Source organism: Collinsella aerofaciens, assembly GCF_040910325.1.
GTDB lineage: Bacteria > Actinomycetota > Coriobacteriia > Coriobacteriales > Coriobacteriaceae > Collinsella > Collinsella aerofaciens_BL.
On the sequence record NZ_JBDGAV010000008.1, the window covers coordinates 70869 to 87932 of the forward strand.

Below are 17064 nucleotides of genomic sequence, written 5' to 3' on the forward strand. Positions count from 1 at the left end.
CATGTGTTCAACAAACAAAAGGGCGGCCGAGAACGTGTCTCGGCCGCCCTTCGGCGGTATTCCCCGGTATATACAGCTGTTTTAGCTACTCGGGCTGCCCACCCTTTTTGGCGTGCTTGGACGGAGCACTCAGAAAGCGGCCCGTCAAATAGTTCGCCGGGCCGGAAATATCAATCCCCAGCAGTACGTGTCCCAGCCACAGAAACGCCACGAGCACCAGCAGCGGGATAACGCACGAAGTCACGATCATCACGATGACGCCTTCAATCAGATCGGTCACCTGCCGCACGATCTCATCGGTCATCTGCTTGGCGCCGCTGGTCACCGACGTAACAAGGCTCGAGGCCCCATCAGTCAACTGCTCGAGCACGTTTTTGGACTCCGTGGCCTCGGATTTTTTCTTGTTCGATTTTGAGCTGGTCTCGGCTGGCTTGTCCGTGGTGTCGGCCGCGTCCGCAGCCTTTTGCTCAGCTTGCTCAATACTTACGCGATACGTTTCATCGACCTTCTGCGACACCCATACGCTCGCGGGCACGAGCGCCATGCCGATCACGGCAACCACCAGCACGCGCGTCGCCACACGGCGCAGGACAGCGCTCGTGCTCCAGCGCCCGTGAATGCCGAGCGACACCGCAAAGAGCACCAACGCAAACGGGATTAAGATGCCCAGGCCAACCGACCACAAAATGGTTAGCAGGTATTTCTCTAGGTAGAGCACGGCAAGCACAATACCAAGGTTGCCTGAAAGCTGCGCGAGCTGCTCGGCAACCGGCGTTCCCGTATCACCCGGCAGCGCGGTAATGCCTGCAGACAGCGCCACGCACGAGGTCGTGAGCGCCAGTACGTTACCCTTCTTTTGGTCGATGACCTCGATGGTGGAGTCCCAAGTCTTGGTATCGGCGAAATGCGGACGAGCTACAAAGCCCGACAGCAGCGCCAGGACCACGAGCGCAACGATAAAGCCAATCTGCAGCTTTTTGTTTGCGCACACGACATCGGACAGACTGGGCTGCAGCTCGGTTACCGTCGTGTGCTCGGTTATCTGGACAGGACGCCCATGAGCCATCTCGTGCGCGCCTCTTTTTTGTATTGACCCGTTATCCGGCATTTGGATACCTCCTCAGTCCGGCGTTTAATGCGAAAGGAAGTATACCCACCGAGCAAAAATCGAACGGGAGGACGAACGGAGCGCACCAAGACTGTCCCCAATGACTAGTCGTTTAAGAACGTCCCCAATGACTATCTCGGAATGAGTTGCGGGGAGGAGGACAGAAAAAGCCCTGCCGCAGTAGCGGCAGGGCTTTTGGAAAGGGGCTTGGTTGTGAGGGCTCGTTAGGCGAGCTTGGCCTCGAGCTCGGCAATGCGCTTGTAGGCATCGATGGTAAAGCGGGCCTGCTTCTCCAGAATCATAGTGGTCATGAGGGTGTCCTGAGCGTGAGCCATGATGAAGGTCATCTCCATCTCGCCACCGCCGGCCTCCTGCGAAAGCAGCTTGGTCTGCGTGTCGTGGGCACCGATGAGCGCATCGCTGGCATCCTTGTGCAGCTGCTCGGCCTTCTCAAAGTCACCCTCGCGAGCAGCATCGAGCGCTGCAAGCAGATCGGTCTGGGCGTCACCTGCGTATGCGACGATCTCGAATCCAACCATCGAGATTTCTTCTTTGGTTGCCATGTTGCGTTCCTTTCACATATGAACCAATGGAGAGCATCGCGTCCGGGCATACGCGCTGCGTTGTGTATGACAGAAACAATAACATTCAAACAAAAAAGAACAGCGCAAAACGTAATTTCGAGCTATGAACGGTCACTTTTCGACCGTGAACGGTTTTTAAACCAATCTGAACAATATCGAACACAATTAGCAGAAACCCAAACAGACCCGCGCCCTAGCGTACATCGCGCACCGTATCGCCCTCGACGAGCACGCCCGGAAACAGCATGTGCTCCACACCGGGTTCAACGCCCTCGGCGCCGGCAATCTTGTCAACCGCCCACATGCCGACGCGCTTGTTGTCAAAGCGCACCGTGGTCAGGCGACAATCGGGCACGATATCGCCCAGGCTGTCATCAACACCCACCACGCTCACGTCCTGGGGCACGCACTTCCCGCGCGACTCGAGCCCACGGATGCAGCCATATGCCATGGCATCGTTGGAGGCATAAATGGCCGTGCAGGTCGGATCATCCGCAAGCGCCTGGCCGGCAGCATATCCACTCTGCGCCGTCCAGTCGCCACGCACGAGCTGCGGGAACTCAATGCCATGCGCACGCAATGTCTCACGCCAGCCTTCCTCGCGCCGCATGCCCGAAAGCGAGCGCTCGGGACACGAGATAAAGTGCACGGTCTTGTGCCCCCGCTCCAGCAAGTACTCGACCACCTGGCGCGAGCAATCGAACTGGTCGTTATCGACCGTTGAACAGAGCGGGTGCTCCAACATCGTAACGAGCACCGTCTGCATGCCGGGCAGCGGCTCAAAAGTGCCAAAGTCTGCCGGCATGCGATTCATGATCACAACCATACCGTCCACTGGCAGTGCGCTCATGCGCGACGATGCGCTCTCGAGGGTATACGGATGCCCGTCTACTTTAGTGAGGGTGATGGCATAGCCGTGCTTATCGGCCGCGGCGGCAAAGCCCTCCATACGGTCGAGATTGCCGGTGCCGGTAATGTTGAACATGGCGACGCCGACGGTCTTAAACTTACCGCGGCGCAGCGATCGACCGGCAAAATTGGGGCGATACCCCAGCTCGCGCATGGCGGCACGCACGCGTTCCTTGGTCTCGGGGCGCACGCTGGGCGAATCGTGCACGGTGCGCGAGACCGTCTGCTCCGAGACGCCCGCGAGGCGCGCTACGTCTTTGACGGATACCGATTTTTTAACAGCGGCCATAGGTCGATCTTTCTATGTCAACGATGCCATTGGTGGCACCTTGCGCAGTCATTTTTAACGCCTTCAAGTATATCCAACGCCTCCCCCACCATACGCTCACCACCCAAAACCTACCGTTCACCGACATTTTTGCTTCCCCGAACGGCTTTTGTCGCCCAAATGTTAACGTTGCCATTGTGCAAACACAGAGCCACCGGGCGGCTCAAACGTTTACGCGCAAGGAATCGACGGTCCACAGGCACAGGGGCCATCGGTTCGCGTCTTATTTTGTGTCGCAAAATGGCAACGTCAACATTTTGGCAACCAAACGTCAAAAGCTACCATCGTTGCCAACCCACCGACTCTTAGGAGCTTTGCATGGAGCAACTCATCGCCATCATCGAAAAGGGGCAGCCCTTTTTCAACGCGATCGCCCGCAACAAGTACCTCAAGGCGATCCGCGACGGTTTTATCTCCGTCATCCCCATCATCATCTTCTCGTCCATCTTCTGCCTGGTAGCCTCGGTTCCCAATATCTGGGGTTTCTACTGGCCCGATGACATCAACAACGCCCTGTGGAAGTGCTACAACTACTCCATGGGCATCCTGGCCATCGCCTGTGCCGCCACCACGGCCAAGCACTTCGCCGACGCTCAGAACCGCGATCTGCCCAAGAACAACCAGATCAACTTCATCTCGTGCATGTGCGCGGCCATCATCGGCTTCTTGCTCCTTTCGAGCGACACGATCGCCACGGACGCTGCCAGCGGCTTCAACACCACCTACCTTGGTTCCAAAGGCCTGCTGACCGCCTTTATCGCTGCGTTTGTGACCGGCATCATCTACAAGTTCTTCATTAAGCGCAACATCACCGTCAAGATGCCCGAGCAGGTTCCGCCCAACATCTCGCAGACCTTTAAGGACATCATCCCCTTCTCCGTCTGCATCACCGTCTTTTGGGTCTTTGACATCGCCTTCCGCGCTGCTTTTGGCTTCTGCTTTGCCCAGGGCGTCATCCAGGTGTTCCAGCCCCTGTTCACCGCTGCCGACGGCTACATCGGCCTCGCTGTGATCTACGGCGCTATGAGCCTGTTCTGGTTCGTCGGCGTCCACGGCCCCTCGATCGTCGAGCCCGCCATCGCCGCCGCCCTCGTTGCCAACATGACCGACAACCTGGCTGCGTTCCAGGCCGGCCAGCACGCTTCCGCTGTCCTGACCCAGGGTGCCCAGTACTTCGTCGTCTGCATGGGCGGCACCGGCGCCACGCTCGTCCTGGTCTTTATGTTCTGCTTCCTGGCCAAGTCTCAGGAGATGCGCGCCGTCGGTAAGGCCGCCATCGTCCCCGTCTGCTTTGCCGTCAACGAGCCGCTGCTGTTCGCCGCGCCCATCGTGCTCAACCCCGTCTTCTTTGTCCCGTTTGTCTTTGCCCCGATCGCCAACATCTGGATCCTCAAGATCTTTATCGACTTCTTGGGCATGAACGGCTTTATGTACACCCTGCCTTGGACCGTCCCCGGCCCCATCGGCACCATCATGGGCCTGGGCTTCCAGCCGCTCGCTTTTGTGATGCTCGCCCTTATCCTGGTCGTCGACTTCGTTCTGTACTACCCGTTCTTCCGTGCCTATGACGCCCAGAAGTGCGCCGAGGAGGCCGAGATCTCCCAGGAGGAGCTCGCCGCCAAGAACGCCGAGAAGGCCGCCAAGCTCAACGATGCCTTCCAGGGCAAGGCTGACGCCAAGAGCGTTGCCGCCGGCGCTGCTGCCGAGGCCGTGAAGGCCGACTCCCCCGCCGCTTCCGCAGCACCCGCTGCCGAGACAACGACCGCCAGCGACCTCAACGGCAAGCGCGTGCTCGTGCTCTGCCAGGGTGGCGGCACCTCGGGCCTGCTCGCCAACGCGCTGGCCAAGGCCGCCAAGGAGCGCGGCATTAACCTCGAGACCGCTGCCGAGGCCTATGGCAACCACGTGGACATGCTCCCCGACTTTGACCTGGTCGTCCTGGCCCCGCAGGCCGCAAGCTACCTGGCCGACCTGCAGAAGGACTGTGAGCGCGTGGGCAACAAGTGCGTCGCCTGCCGTGGCAAGCAGTACATCGAGCTCTCCCAGAACGGCGACAAGTCTCTCGCCTTCGTGAGTGAGCAACTTTCGAAGTAAGTAACGCCCAGGGCCAGCCGACCATCCAAGACCGGCTGGCCCTTCGATTTAGACGATTGGATCATCATGTCCGTTAATCCTGCTAGCGTCACCAACCCGCCCGCGCAGTTTCCCGAGGACTTTGTCTTTGGCGGCGCCACCGCTGCCTACCAGGTAGAGGGCGAGACCCGCACTCACGGTAAGGGCAAGGTTGCCTGGGACGACTTTCTGGAGGCCCAGGGGCGCTTCTCCCCCGATCCCGCTTCGGACTTCTACAACCTGTACCCCGTCGACCTGGAGCTGTGCGAGGAGTTCGGCATCAACGGCATTCGTCTCTCCATCGCCTGGAGCCGCATCTTTCCCAACGGTACCGGCGAAATCAACCCCGAGGGTGTCCAGTTCTATCACGATCTCTTCGCCGAGTGCCATAAGCACCACGTTGAGCCGTTTGTCACGCTGCATCACTTCGATACGCCGCTTCCCCTCTTTGAGAAGGGCGACTTCCTCAACCGCGAGACCATCGACGCCTTTGTGGACTTTGCCACCTTCTGCTTTAAGGAGTACGCCGACCAGGTGACCTACTGGTTCACCTTTAACGAGATCTGGGCCGACGCCTCCAACACCTACATCGAGGGCACCTTCCCCGGTGGCGTCAAGGCGCATCTGGCCGAGGCCTTCCAGTGCGAGCACAACATGATGCTCGCCCACGCCAAGGCAGTACTGGCCTTCCACAACGGCGGTTTTAAGGGCAAGATCGGCGTCATTCAGTCGCTGGAGTTTAAGTATCCGCTCAACGAGAACGACCCCGCCGACATCAAAGCCGCCAACAACGAGCACGTGCTGCAAAACCAGTTTTTGCTCGACGCCACCTTCCGCGGCGACTACGCACCCGACACCCTCGAGTGCGCCAACCGCCTGGCCGCCGTCTCGGGCGGCACCATCGAAATCCTGGACGAGGACCTCAAGATTATGCGCGAAGCCGCGCTTTACAACGACTACCTGGGCGTTAACAACTACCAGTGCCGCTTCTTGAAGGCTTACGATGGCGAGAACGACCTGCACCACAACGGCACGGGCGAAAAGGGCACCGGCCGCTGGCGCGTTAAGGGCATTGGCGAGCACGTGAACAAACCCGGCATCCCTACCACCGACTGGGACTGGATCATCTATCCCGAGGGCCTGTTCGATCTGCTCGTCTACATTAAGCAGCGCTACCCCAACTACAAGCAGATCTTCATCACCGAAAACGGCATGGGCTACAAGGACCCCTACAAGGACGGTTTTGTGGACGACCAGCCGCGCATCGACTACATCGAGCAGCACCTGCGCTGGCTGCTTAAGGCCATGGAGGTGGGTGTCAACGTGGGCGGTTACTTCCTGTGGAGCCTGCAGGATCAGTTCTCCTGGACCAATGGCTACAACAAGCGTTACGGCTTCTTCTACGTTGACTTTGAAACCCAGAAGCGAACGCCCAAGGCAAGCGCATACTGGTACAAGCACGTAGCGCAGACCCGTCGTCTGGACTAGCGGCTTGCGACAAGCGGTTGGCGGAATTGCACCGCCCACATAACCTGTCCCCATTTCTCAGCCGGGGGCGGCACGTCACACGGCGCGCCGCCCCCGGCCTTTTTGGGCGGTTCGGGGTCTGTTTGTCTCAATCTGTAACATCTAGCCGAGTTTTTGGGTCCTAGCTGTTGCAGATTGAGACGAACAGGATTGCTCTTTCCGAAGAATCTAAATCTGTAACACGTAGCCCGCTTTTGACCGTCTACCTGTTACAAATCGAGACAAACGGAGTAGGACCTAACCCCGTATGTCCCTAACAGTCGAGCGTTCGACCAGCGTGCTCGGCACATGAATCGCCTCGATAGACGAGCTCTCTCCAATCGCCGCCTCAAACGCAAGCTTACCGACACCGCGCAAATCAAATCGCAGCGTCGTCAGCCGATTGTGAGGAACAAGTCCCTCGAGTGCGTCGTCGATACCAACCACGCTCACGTCGTCGGGCACGGACAGGCCCGCGTTCTCGAGCGCGGCGATAACGCCCAGCGCCATCTGGTCATTTGCCGCAAGCACGGCAGTCGGCGCCTGCGACCCGCCGGCAAGCACCTCGGCCGCAATCCGCTCGCCCATGGCGTACCCACTGTCCGCACTCCAATCGCCGCGCAGCATCGGAGCGGCATCGACATGAGCACGACCCAGCGTATCGCGCCAACCGGCCTCACGAAAACGCGAGGAAATCGAGTTTTCCGGACCCGCCACAAACCGCATATTCGAGTGACCATGTTCCAGCAGATAATTGGTCAACAGCTCGCACGAACCATACTGGTCGGAGTCGATCGTCGTGCAGCGCGGATGCGCATACATGGACAGGATGACCGTTCGCACTCCCGGCTGGGGAACAAACTCCTCAAAATCGGGAGCCATGCGGTTCATGTTGAGAATCATGCCGTCGACGGGTCGCTCGACCATGCGGCGCGAGGCATCGGCAAGTGCATAGGGCTTGTCGCCGCCCATCTCGATCATAGTGACGGCAAAATCGTGCTCGCGCGCCGCTTGCATGATACCCTCGAGCGTCGCCAGGTTACCGACACGTGTGATGTTGTACATGCACAGGCCAATAGAACGATACGACCCGCCGCGCAACGCCGCTCCAGCAAAATTGGGACGAAAGCCCAGCTCTTCCATGGCGGCCAGCACACGCTTGCGCGTCTTTTCCGTCACGTTGGGCATACCGTTGACCACGCGAGACACAGTCTGGCGGCTCACGCCAGCGAGCGCCGCAACCTCTGCCGCGCTCGCCGAACGACCATTCCTTGTCTGCTGATCCATGCCTTCCACGCTAACCTGCTTCCCAACTATTCCCCGCGCCCATGGCGCATCGTACATACATTGATAACGTGCTCATGATACCCGAGCCATATACCACAACATGAAAACTTCTGTCAATCAAAACCGCTTACCGAACAAATACAACCGTTCGCGGCTGTTTGAAGTTGTTTTGTTTCTATACATCCCAGCCGGATGTTAACGTGCTCATTGTCAAATGTTCACGTGCTCATTTTGGTTCTAATCATTTTAAGATAGTGTTTATCGGGCTTTTTCACCGCTGAACGCTAACCAGGGAGCCTCCTGAGCGCAAACGCACAATATCGAACAGCGAGACGAGAGGGTGTATGCATATGTCTTTGCTAAACCGCGTACAGCAGCTGCCGAAGGGCTTTGTTTGGGGCGCCGCAACCGCCGCGTACCAAACGGAAGGTTCCACGAAGGTGGCAGGCAAGGGTAAGACCATGTGGGACGATTACCTTGTCGCCCAGGGTCGCTTTTTGCCCGACCCGGCCAGTGATTTCTACAACCGCTACGAGGAGGATATCCGCCTTTCTGCCGAGCATGGACTCAACGCCATTCGTGTGTCCATCGCCTGGACCCGCATCTTCCCCAACGGCGACGATGCCGAACCCCTCGCCGAGGGCGTTAAGCACTACCACGAGCTGTTCGCCTGCTGCAAAAAGTATGGCGTCGAGCCCTATGTGTCCCTGCATCACTTTGACTCCCCCGCCGCCCTGTTCAACCAGGGCGACTGGCTCAACCGCAAGACCGTCGACGCCTATGTGCGCTATGCCGAGTTCTGCTTCCGCGAGTTCCGCGAGGTCAAGAATTGGTTCACCATCAACGAGCTCATCAGCCTCTCGCACTCCCAATACATCCAAGGCAACTTCCCGCCCAACCATCACTTTGATGTGACGAGCGGCATCCAGAGCCAGCACAACGAGCTCGTTGCCCACGCCCGCGCCGTCAACCTGTATAAGGATCTTGACGAGACCGAGCACCTGGGCGGACGCATTGGCATGGTCAACGTCCTGACGCCGGCATATCCTGCCACCGACTCGCCCGCCGACCAGCACGCCGCCGACCTGTACAACGCCTTCTACACCGACTTCATCATGGACGGCGCCTTCCTGGGTCACTACTCCGCGCGCACCCTCTCACTCATCAACGAGATTCTGCGTGCCAACAACGCCACACTTACGGTTGAGGACAGCGACATGGAGGAGCTCGCCAAGGCGGCGCCCCGCAACGATATGTTCGGCCTCAACTACTATCAGTCGGCGTTTATCGCCGCCTACGATGGCGAGTCAACCAACAGCTTTAACGGCACCGGAGACAAGGGCACCTCGTGCTTTAAGTTTAAGGGCGTCGGGCAGCAGGTCGATATGCCGGGTATCCCCACCACCGACTGGGATTGGCTCATCTACCCGCAAGGCCTCTACGACACGCTCAAGCACATCAGCGCCACCTATCCCAACCTCCCCGTCATCTATATCACCGAAAACGGCCTGGGCCACAAGGACCCCGAGCCCGACGCAAACGGCATCGTCGCCGATCCCGAGCGCATCGACTTTGTCGACCAGCACATGGAGAAGGTGCTCCAGGCGCGCGCCGAGGGCGTCGACGTCCAGGGCTACTTTATCTGGAGCCTGCAGGACCAGTTCTCGTGGGCCAATGGCTATAACAAGCGCTACGGCCTGTTCTACATCGACTTCGACACGCAAAAACGCTACATCAAGCAGTCGGCACTCTGGTACAAGGAGCTCGCCGACACTATGGCGGACGCGCAGTAGCGCATCGCCTCGCTTTCCCCCGAGAGGGGAGCGGCCCTATGCGATACAAACCCAGCCGCCCCCCTCTCTCCCCCTGGGACCGGCCCCGCCTGCACCCGGGCTTTTAGCAAGCGGGAGACCATATAGGTTTTCAACGTCCATGCCATTAAGATTTCATGCAAAGAGGAGCGTGAACTATGGAATCGATCGTTAAGTTCTTGGAGAAAGGTCAGCCGTACTTCGACAAGGTCTCTAAGAACATCTACCTTCAGGCCATTAAAGACGGCTTTTTGGCAGCAATGCCCATCATCCTGTCTTCTTCTGTCTTCCTGCTTATTTCGACCCTGCCGGGCGTTGTCGCCACGGTCGGCGGCTTTACGCTGCCCGACTGGTGGAACGTCGACGTCGTGAACTTCTGCAACAAGGTTTACAACTTCACGATGGGCGTCGTGGGCATCATGGTCGCCGGCACCACCGCAAGCGCGCTGACCGGCTCCAAGAACCGCCGCATGCCTGCCGGCAAGGCCATCAACGCCACGAGCACCATGGTCGCCGCCATGTGCGCTATGCTCATCTTGGCCGTTACCCAGACGAGTGCCAAGATCGACGGCGCCGATGTCTCGGTGTTCTTTACCGACAACATGGGCACCAAGGGCCTGCTGAGCTCCTTTGTCGCCGCATTTGCCACGGTCAACATCTATGCCTTCTGCATTAAGCGAGACATCACCATCAAGCTGCCCAAAGAAGTCCCCGGCGCCATCGCCCAGAACTTCCGCGACATCTTCGCCTTCAGCTTCTCCATCCTGTTTGTCGCCGTCATCGACGTTATCTGCCGCACCTGCTTGGCCGTCCCGTTTGCCAACGTCATCTCCACGCTGGTGAGCCCGCTGTTCGCCGCTGCCGATTCCTACGCCGGCCTCGCCCTCATCTGGTTCATGATCCCGCTGTTCTGGTTCATGGGCATCCACGGCCCCTCGGTCGTTAAGCCTGCCCTCAACGCCGCGCTGTTTGGCAACATCACCACCAACCTCGCCACGCTGCAGGCCGGCGGTCACCCCGCCCTCGCCCTGACCGAGAACTTCGGTAACTACATCGGCGAACTCGGCGGCACCGGCGCCACGTTCATTGTCCCGATCATCTTCCTGCTCTTTATGCGCTCCAAGCAGCTCAAGGCCGTCGGCAAAGCCTCTGTCGTACCCGTGATGTTCGCCGTCAACGAGCCGCTGCTGTTCGCCGCGCCCATCATCCTCAACCCGTACTTCCTGATCCCGTTCCTGTTTGCCCCCGTGGCCAACGTCCTCATTGGTAAGTTCTTCATCGACTTTTTGGGCATGAACGGCTTTATCTATGCCATGCCGTGGGCACTCCCCGGACCGATCGGCACCTTCATCGACACCAACTTCCAGCCGATCTCTCTGGTCCTGGTTGTCGTCCTGCTGGTCGTTGACTTCTTGATCTACTACCCGTTCTGCAAGGCCTACGACAACGTCCTGTGCAAGCAGGAGGCCGAGACCCTGGCCGAAGAAGAGGCCGAGGAGACCAAGGCCGTCAAGACCGCTGCCGCCCCCGCCGTTGAGGCTCCTGTTGTCGAGACCGCTTCTGCCACCGAGGCCTCCGCAGCTCCGTCCGCCCTTAAGGGCAAGGATCTGAGGGTTCTGGTTCTGTGCGCTGGCGCCGGCACCTCTGCACTGCTCGCCAACGCGCTTAAGGAAGGCGCCGACGAGCTGGGCATCGACATTACCGCCAACGCCGGTGCCTACGGCAGCCACTACGCCATCATGGACCAGTACAACGTCATCGTCCTGGCTCCGCAGGTTCGCACCTATTACAACGAGATGAAGGCCGACACCGACCGCCTGGGCATCACGCTGCTGTCGCCCAAGGGCAAACAGTACATCGACCTCACTAAGGATCCCAAGGGTGCCGTCGCCTGGATCGAGGAAAACCTCGAGGCATAAGACGCTGACACCACCTGCCGCTTGCAGACAATAAATGGCCCGTGCATCGATGTGTGATGCGCGGGCCATTTTGTTTAGACCGCACCCGTCCTCCTGTTCATCTCAATCTGTAACATCTAGCCGAGTTTTTGGGTCCCAGCTGTTACGGATCGAGGTGAACGCACAGGCCAAGCCAAAAATCTCAATCTGTAACATGTAGACCGCTTTTGACCGCTTAGATGTTACAGATCGAGACAAACAGATGGGTCAATCCAATCAATCTAGATCTGTAACACCTGGCTGGTCATTTCACTCCTAACTGTTACAGATCGAGACAAACGGAATAAGCCGGGCCGAATTGTCTAAATCTGTAACATCTAGCCGAGTTTTTTGGGCCCTACCTGTTACAGATTTAGATGAACAGGCCGAGCACGTCTACGCCCGCAGATCCCGCACGCTCGCGCGCTCGATCAACACGCCAGAGACGAGTGTACGGCTTCTGGAGCTCGGGACTTCCAGACCTGTGACGACCTCGTTAAGCGCACGGATGCCCAGCTCGCGGTGGCGAAACTTCACCGACGTCAGAATCGAGTTGGGAATCGTCTTGTAGAGCTCATCGTCGAAGCCGATCACGGACACGTCGTCGGGCACACTGAGCCCTTTGTCACGTAGAGCCATCATCACGCCGTTTGCCATGCAGTCGTTAGCAGCGAGGACCGCCGTGCAATCGGGTTTATCGGCAAGCACGAGGCCCGCGGCATAGCCACTATCCGCATTCCAATCACCTTGCAGAGGCTCGGGCGGCTCAATGCCACGCGCCTCGAGTGCCGCTCGCCAACCTTTCATACGGCACTGGCTCGACAGCGACTCTTTCTTACCCGAAACGAAATACACGTTCTTGTGCCCGCGATTTAAGAAGTACTCGCACGCCATGCGCGCACCACCCTCTTGATCGTCACTGACGGTGGAGCAGGTAGGATGTTCCATCGGTGTGATAATCACCGTCTTGAGGTCTTTCGGCGCCTCAAAGGTATCAAAGTCATCAACCATCTGACGCAGGTTGAAGATCATGCCATCAACGGGCAGCTGCGACATCCTGCGCGCCGCATCGGCAAGGGTCATCTTCTCCCCTGCGCGCTTCTTAATCATCGTGAGCGCAAAGCCGCGTTCTTCGGCGGCATCGGCGATACCGTCAATCATGTCCACGGCACCGCCCGACAAGTGGAACAGCACGACGCCGATGCACCCGTAACGACCCAACTTGAGCGAACGCGCGGCAAAGTTGGTTCGAAACCCGAGCGCTTCCATTGCGGAATGGACCTTATCGCGTGTCGACTCTCGCACGCTATCGGGCTCGTTGATCACACGCGACACCGTCTTGAGAGAAACACCCGCGGCAATCGCCACATCGTTCATTGAGACATTTTTCTTGTCCATCGTTGCCACTACTTCTCCAGTCGGTTTTGCATCGCTTGTTTTTTGCGTTCTAGCATACACTACCTGCCCGACTGACAAATCAACCGTTTACCGGACAATATCGACCGCTCACCCGTAAATCCTTGTTGCTCTTCCAAAAATGTCTTACGTTGTCATTAACGAAATGACAACGTTGTCATTTCGCAATGCCTTCCTTAAGCAGGGAGGTTTCCGGGCAGTCCTGACCATCCATCGACGACCAGTTCCATCCACATGCATCGCGCATCAAGTAGCAAAGGAGCTCTATGGACGCCATCGTAAAGATGCTCGAAAAGCATCAACCGTTCTTTGAGAAGATCTCGAGGAACGTCTACCTCCAGGCCATTAAGGACGGATTCCTTGGGTGCATGCCCATCGTCCTCACCTCTTCGATCTTCCTGCTAATCGCCACCCTTCCTGGCGTCGTTGGCATCACGCTGCCCCAGCCGCTCATCGACTGGTGCAACAAGCTGTACAACTTCACCATGGGCGTTATGGGCATCATGGTTGCCGGCACCACCGCCAAGAACTTTACGGCTTCCATGAACCGTCGCATGCCCGCCGGCAAGGTGCTCAACGACGGCTCCACCATGGTGGCCGCCCAGTGCAGCATGCTGCTGCTCGCTGTTACGCAGTTCACCACCAAGTTCGACGGCTCCGAGCTTTCGGTCTTCGATTGCACCAGCATGGGTACGCGCGGTCTGTTCTCGGCCTATATCGCCGCGTTCATTACCGTGTGGGTCTATAAGTTCTGCGTCTCGCGCGATCTGACCATTAAGCTGCCCAAGGAGGTCCCGGGCGCCATCGCTCAGAACTTCCGCGACATCATCCCCTTTGGCGGCGCCGTCATCATCTGCGGCATCATCGATGTGGTTGTGCGCAACCTCATGGGCGTTCCGTTCTCCGAGCTGCTCATCAAGCTGCTCTCCCCGCTCTTTACCGCTGCAGAAACCTATCCTGGCCTTATCCTTATCCAGGCAGCCACCGCGTTCTTCTGGTTCATCGGCGTCCACGGCCCCTCGATCGTCCAGCCGGGCATCGACCCCATCCGTCTTGCCAACCAGGCCGAGAACCTGCAGGTTCTGCTGGCCGGTGGCCACCCCGCCCACTCCCTCACCTTTAACATGTCGCTCGTAGGTGAGTTCGGCGGCACCGGCGCCACCTTCATCGTGCCGCTTCTGCTGATTCTCTTTATGAAGTCCAAGCAGCTCAAAGCCGTCGGTAAGGCCTCGATTGTTCCTGTTGCCTTTGCTGTCAACGAGCCGCTGCTCTTTGGCGCGCCGATGATCCTTAACCCCTACATGCTCATCCCCTTTGTTGCCGCCGGCTGCGTCAACGTAAGCGTTGCCAAGTTCTTTATCGATAACGTGGGCATGAACGGCTTCTCCTTCGTGGTGCCTTGGGCTACCCCTGCCCCCATCGGCATCTTCATCACCACGAACTTCCAGCTTATTGCCCTGGTGTTTGTCGCAATCATCATATTGCTGGACGCCATCATCTACCTGCCGTTCTTGAAGGCATACGATAAGCTGCTCTGCGACCAGGAGGCCGAGCGCGCCGCCGAGCTGGGTCTTGAGTCCGATGGTGCCGCCACCATCGCCGCCAACGCCTCTGCGCCCGCTGTCGAGCAGACTACCGCTTCCGTCGAGACGGCCGCCGCTGCCGCCGATAGCAAGCCTGTCGCCGATCAGCCCGAGCCCACCTCCGACGCATCCGCTAAGAAGGATGTCGACGGCCTGAAGGTCCTCGTCCTGTGCGCCGGCGCCGGTACCTCTGCCATGCTTGCCAACGCCATCAAGGAAGGTGCTGCGCAGACCGGAGAGAACATCGCTTCCTCCGCAGGCGCCTATGGCCAGCACACTGCCATCATGGATCAGTACGACGTTATCGTGCTTGCCCCGCAGGTCCGTAGCTACTACAACGACATGAAGGCCGACACCGATCGCCTGGGCATTAAGCTGCTCGCCCCGCGCGGTAAGGAATATATCGACCTTACCCGCGACCCCGCTGGCGCCATCAAGTGGCTCCGCGAGAACCTCGACTAGTTTCCTCCCTCTGTTGGTGCCCGGATCCCCAGTTCGGGCACCCCTCCCTATTCGAATCCCACAGAAAGGATGACTCATGAACAACCCCATGCAGTTCCCCGACGGCTTTGTGTTTGGCGGCGCCACCGCTGCTTACCAGGTTGAGGGCGAGACCCGTACGCACGGCAAGGGCAAAGTGCCCTGGGACGATTTCCTGGCTGCTCAGGGTCGCTTCTCCCCCGATCCCGCAAGCGATTTCTACAACAAGTACCCGGTCGATATCGACCTGTGCCAGCGCTTCGGCATCAACGGTATCCGCGTCTCCATCGCTTGGAGCCGCATCTTCCCCAACGGCACTGGCGAGATCAACCCCGAAGGTGTCGCCTTCTATCACGAGCTCTTTGCCACCTGCAACAATGCTGGCGTTATCCCCTATGTCACGCTCGATCACTTCGATACGCCCGAGGCCTTTTACCAGAACGGCGGCGAGGGCTTCCTGACGCGCACGACGATTGACGCCTTTGTCGAGTACGCCAAGTTCTGCTTTGCCGAGTTCACCGAGGTCAAGCACTGGTTTACCTTTAACGAGATTCCCGCGACCGCCGAGGGCAGCTTCATCGTCGGCAACTGGCCGCACGGCGAGAAGTACCGCCTGGACAAGGCCTTCCAGCTCATGCACAACATGATGGTGGCCCATGCCAAGGCCGTCGTCGCCTTCCACGAGGGCGGCTTTGAGGGCGAGATCGGCATTGTCCAGAACCTGGAGCCCAAGTATCCCCTCGATTCCAACAGCGCTGCCGACTGCGAAGCCGCCCGCATGGCCGACGTCATCAACAACCGCTGGGTACTCGACGCCACCTTCCGCGGCCACTATGCAGCCGACACCATGGAGGCCGCGACCAAGCTGGCCCATATCGCTGGCGGCGAGCTCGACGTCCGCGACGAGGACATCGCCGCGCTGACCGCCGCGCTCCCCTACAACGATTGCCTGGGCGTCAACACCTACAAGTGCCAGTTCCTGCGTGCCGCCGAGGGCGAAAACGACATCAACCACAATGGCACTGGCGACAAGGGCTCCTCGCGCTGGTTCCTCAAGGGCGTTGGTGAGTCATGCGTGCGCGAAGGCGTACCCACCACCGATTGGGACTGGATTATCTATCCCGAGGGCCTGTACGATCTGCTGCTCCGCATTAAGAACGATTACCCCAACTACAAGAAGATCTACATCACCGAGAACGGCATGGGCTATAAGGACGACTTTGAGGACGGCTTTATTGACGACGCCCCTCGTATCGATTACATGCGTCAGCATCTCGCGTGGATCCTCAAGGCGATCGACGGCGGCGTAAACGTTGACGGTTACTTTGTGTGGTCGCTGCAGGACCAGTTCTCCTGGACCAACGGCTACAACAAGCGCTATGGCCTGTTCTACATCGACTTTGAGACCCAGAAGCGCTATCCCAAGGCGAGCGCGTACTGGTACAAGAACGTCGCGGAGACCGGCCTGCTCATGGCCTAACTTTTGCCGCATACCCCCTGTCGGCCGCATGTGAGTCCCTCCACGGGATCGCATGCGGCCTTTTTATTTTTTGCCGAGCCGCGCGGATCGTTTGTCTCGATCTGTAACATCTAGCTGGGATTTTCGGTCCTAATTGTTACAGATTGAGACGAACGCGCAGGCCGGTCCGAATAATCTAAATCTGTAACACCTAGCCCACTTTTGACCATCTACCTGTTACAGATCGAGACAAACGCACAGGTCAATCCGCTCAATCTCGATCTGTAACATCTAGCCGAGCTTTTCGGTCCCAGTTGTTACAGATTGAGACAAACGGAATCGGCCAGGCAGAAAATCTCGATCTGTAACATCTGACGAGCATTTGACCGCCTAGTTGTTACAGATCGAGACAACCAGATGGTCAAATCCTCACTTTCCAGGCAGCTACGAAGCGCTCCTCTTTCCTTTGTTAGCGCCGGGCGATTTTAGCCGCTAATAGTCAAACTATTTTGACCAATCCCGGTCACCGAATAATGGCCACCGT

Annotated in this window: 11 protein-coding genes; 6 read left to right on the plus strand and 5 right to left on the minus strand. The window is 58.4% G+C overall.

The genetic code is table 11. The annotated features are described in order from the left end of the window. Positions 1-85 precede the first annotated feature (85 nt). The 3 genes from AB5Z25_RS04885 to AB5Z25_RS04895 all read right to left on the minus strand — a co-directional run bounded on the left by AB5Z25_RS04885 (position 86) and on the right by AB5Z25_RS04895 (position 2890). Positions 86-1066, minus strand: a complete 981-nt coding sequence (locus tag AB5Z25_RS04885; protein ID WP_368134930.1) for a hypothetical protein — start codon at positions 1064-1066, stop codon at positions 86-88. Between the two features lie 266 nt (positions 1067-1332). Next, positions 1333-1671, minus strand: a complete 339-nt coding sequence (locus AB5Z25_RS04890; RefSeq protein ID WP_055252615.1) for a PTS lactose/cellobiose transporter subunit IIA — start codon at positions 1669-1671, stop codon at positions 1333-1335. A 214-nt stretch (positions 1672-1885) separates the two neighbouring features. Further along, complete coding sequence (locus tag AB5Z25_RS04895; protein WP_349110386.1) at positions 1886-2890, minus strand: LacI family DNA-binding transcriptional regulator; 1005 nt, start codon at positions 2888-2890, stop codon at positions 1886-1888. Positions 2891-3247: 357 nt separating this feature from the next. Between AB5Z25_RS04895 and AB5Z25_RS04900 the strand changes: the two genes are divergently transcribed. Then, on the plus strand, positions 3248-5023 hold the full coding sequence (locus tag AB5Z25_RS04900) for a lactose/cellobiose PTS transporter subunit IIB (RefSeq protein ID WP_022094686.1): 1776 nt from the start codon (positions 3248-3250) through the stop codon (positions 5021-5023). Positions 5024-5089: 66 nt separating this feature from the next. Next, positions 5090-6529, plus strand: a complete 1440-nt coding sequence (gene lacG, locus AB5Z25_RS04905; RefSeq protein WP_271739412.1) for a 6-phospho-beta-galactosidase — start codon at positions 5090-5092, stop codon at positions 6527-6529. Positions 6530-6805: 276 nt separating this feature from the next. Here lacG (AB5Z25_RS04905) and AB5Z25_RS04910 read toward each other — a convergent pair whose 3' ends face one another. Beyond that, positions 6806-7834: a LacI family DNA-binding transcriptional regulator gene (locus AB5Z25_RS04910; RefSeq protein WP_040358938.1), complete on the minus strand. Its 1029-nt coding sequence runs from the start codon at positions 7832-7834 to the stop codon at positions 6806-6808. 350 nt (positions 7835-8184) lie between these two features. Between AB5Z25_RS04910 and lacG (AB5Z25_RS04915) the strand changes: the two genes are divergently transcribed. Together lacG (AB5Z25_RS04915) and AB5Z25_RS04920 are read left to right on the plus strand one after the other, a co-directional pair. Next, a complete protein-coding gene (gene lacG, locus AB5Z25_RS04915; RefSeq protein ID WP_022094683.1) occupies positions 8185-9627 on the plus strand; it encodes a 6-phospho-beta-galactosidase in 1443 nt (480 codons plus the stop codon). A 176-nt stretch (positions 9628-9803) separates the two neighbouring features. Then, positions 9804-11564 carry a PTS lactose transporter subunit IIBC gene (locus AB5Z25_RS04920; protein ID WP_022094682.1) on the plus strand — a complete coding sequence of 587 codons (1761 nt, stop codon included), beginning with the start codon at positions 9804-9806 and terminating at the stop codon, positions 11562-11564. A 414-nt stretch (positions 11565-11978) separates the two neighbouring features. Here AB5Z25_RS04920 and AB5Z25_RS04925 read toward each other — a convergent pair whose 3' ends face one another. Continuing rightward, positions 11979-12980, minus strand: a complete 1002-nt coding sequence (locus AB5Z25_RS04925) for a LacI family DNA-binding transcriptional regulator (RefSeq protein WP_368134931.1) — start codon at positions 12978-12980, stop codon at positions 11979-11981. 284 nt (positions 12981-13264) lie between these two features. Here AB5Z25_RS04925 and AB5Z25_RS04930 point away from each other — a divergent pair, with 284 nt between their 5' ends. Both AB5Z25_RS04930 and lacG (AB5Z25_RS04935) read left to right on the plus strand, forming a co-directional pair. Then, positions 13265-15043, plus strand: a complete 1779-nt coding sequence (locus tag AB5Z25_RS04930; protein WP_368134932.1) for a PTS lactose transporter subunit IIBC — start codon at positions 13265-13267, stop codon at positions 15041-15043. Positions 15044-15119: 76 nt separating this feature from the next. Then, a complete protein-coding gene (lacG, locus tag AB5Z25_RS04935) occupies positions 15120-16541 on the plus strand; it encodes a 6-phospho-beta-galactosidase (protein WP_368134933.1) in 1422 nt (473 codons plus the stop codon). The last annotated feature ends 523 nt before the right edge of the window (positions 16542-17064 follow it).

Excerpts from the sequence above, each read along its gene's own strand:
- AB5Z25_RS04885 (WP_368134930.1), bottom strand. The coding sequence starts at position 1,066 with ATGGCTCATGGGCGTCCTGTCCAGATAACCGAGCACACGACGGTAACC.
- AB5Z25_RS04890 (WP_055252615.1), bottom strand. The coding sequence starts at position 1,671 with ATGGCAACCAAAGAAGAAATCTCGATGGTTGGATTCGAGATCGTCGCA.
- AB5Z25_RS04895 (WP_349110386.1), bottom strand. The coding sequence starts at position 2,890 with ATGGCCGCTGTTAAAAAATCGGTATCCGTCAAAGACGTAGCGCGCCTC.
- AB5Z25_RS04900 (WP_022094686.1), top strand. The coding sequence starts at position 3,248 with ATGGAGCAACTCATCGCCATCATCGAAAAGGGGCAGCCCTTTTTCAAC.
- lacG (WP_271739412.1), top strand. The coding sequence starts at position 5,090 with ATGTCCGTTAATCCTGCTAGCGTCACCAACCCGCCCGCGCAGTTTCCC.
- AB5Z25_RS04910 (WP_040358938.1), bottom strand. The coding sequence starts at position 7,834 with ATGGATCAGCAGACAAGGAATGGTCGTTCGGCGAGCGCGGCAGAGGTT.
- lacG (WP_022094683.1), top strand. The coding sequence starts at position 8,185 with ATGTCTTTGCTAAACCGCGTACAGCAGCTGCCGAAGGGCTTTGTTTGG.
- AB5Z25_RS04920 (WP_022094682.1), top strand. The coding sequence starts at position 9,804 with ATGGAATCGATCGTTAAGTTCTTGGAGAAAGGTCAGCCGTACTTCGAC.
- AB5Z25_RS04925 (WP_368134931.1), bottom strand. The coding sequence starts at position 12,980 with ATGGACAAGAAAAATGTCTCAATGAACGATGTGGCGATTGCCGCGGGT.
- AB5Z25_RS04930 (WP_368134932.1), top strand. The coding sequence starts at position 13,265 with ATGGACGCCATCGTAAAGATGCTCGAAAAGCATCAACCGTTCTTTGAG.
- lacG (WP_368134933.1), top strand. The coding sequence starts at position 15,120 with ATGAACAACCCCATGCAGTTCCCCGACGGCTTTGTGTTTGGCGGCGCC.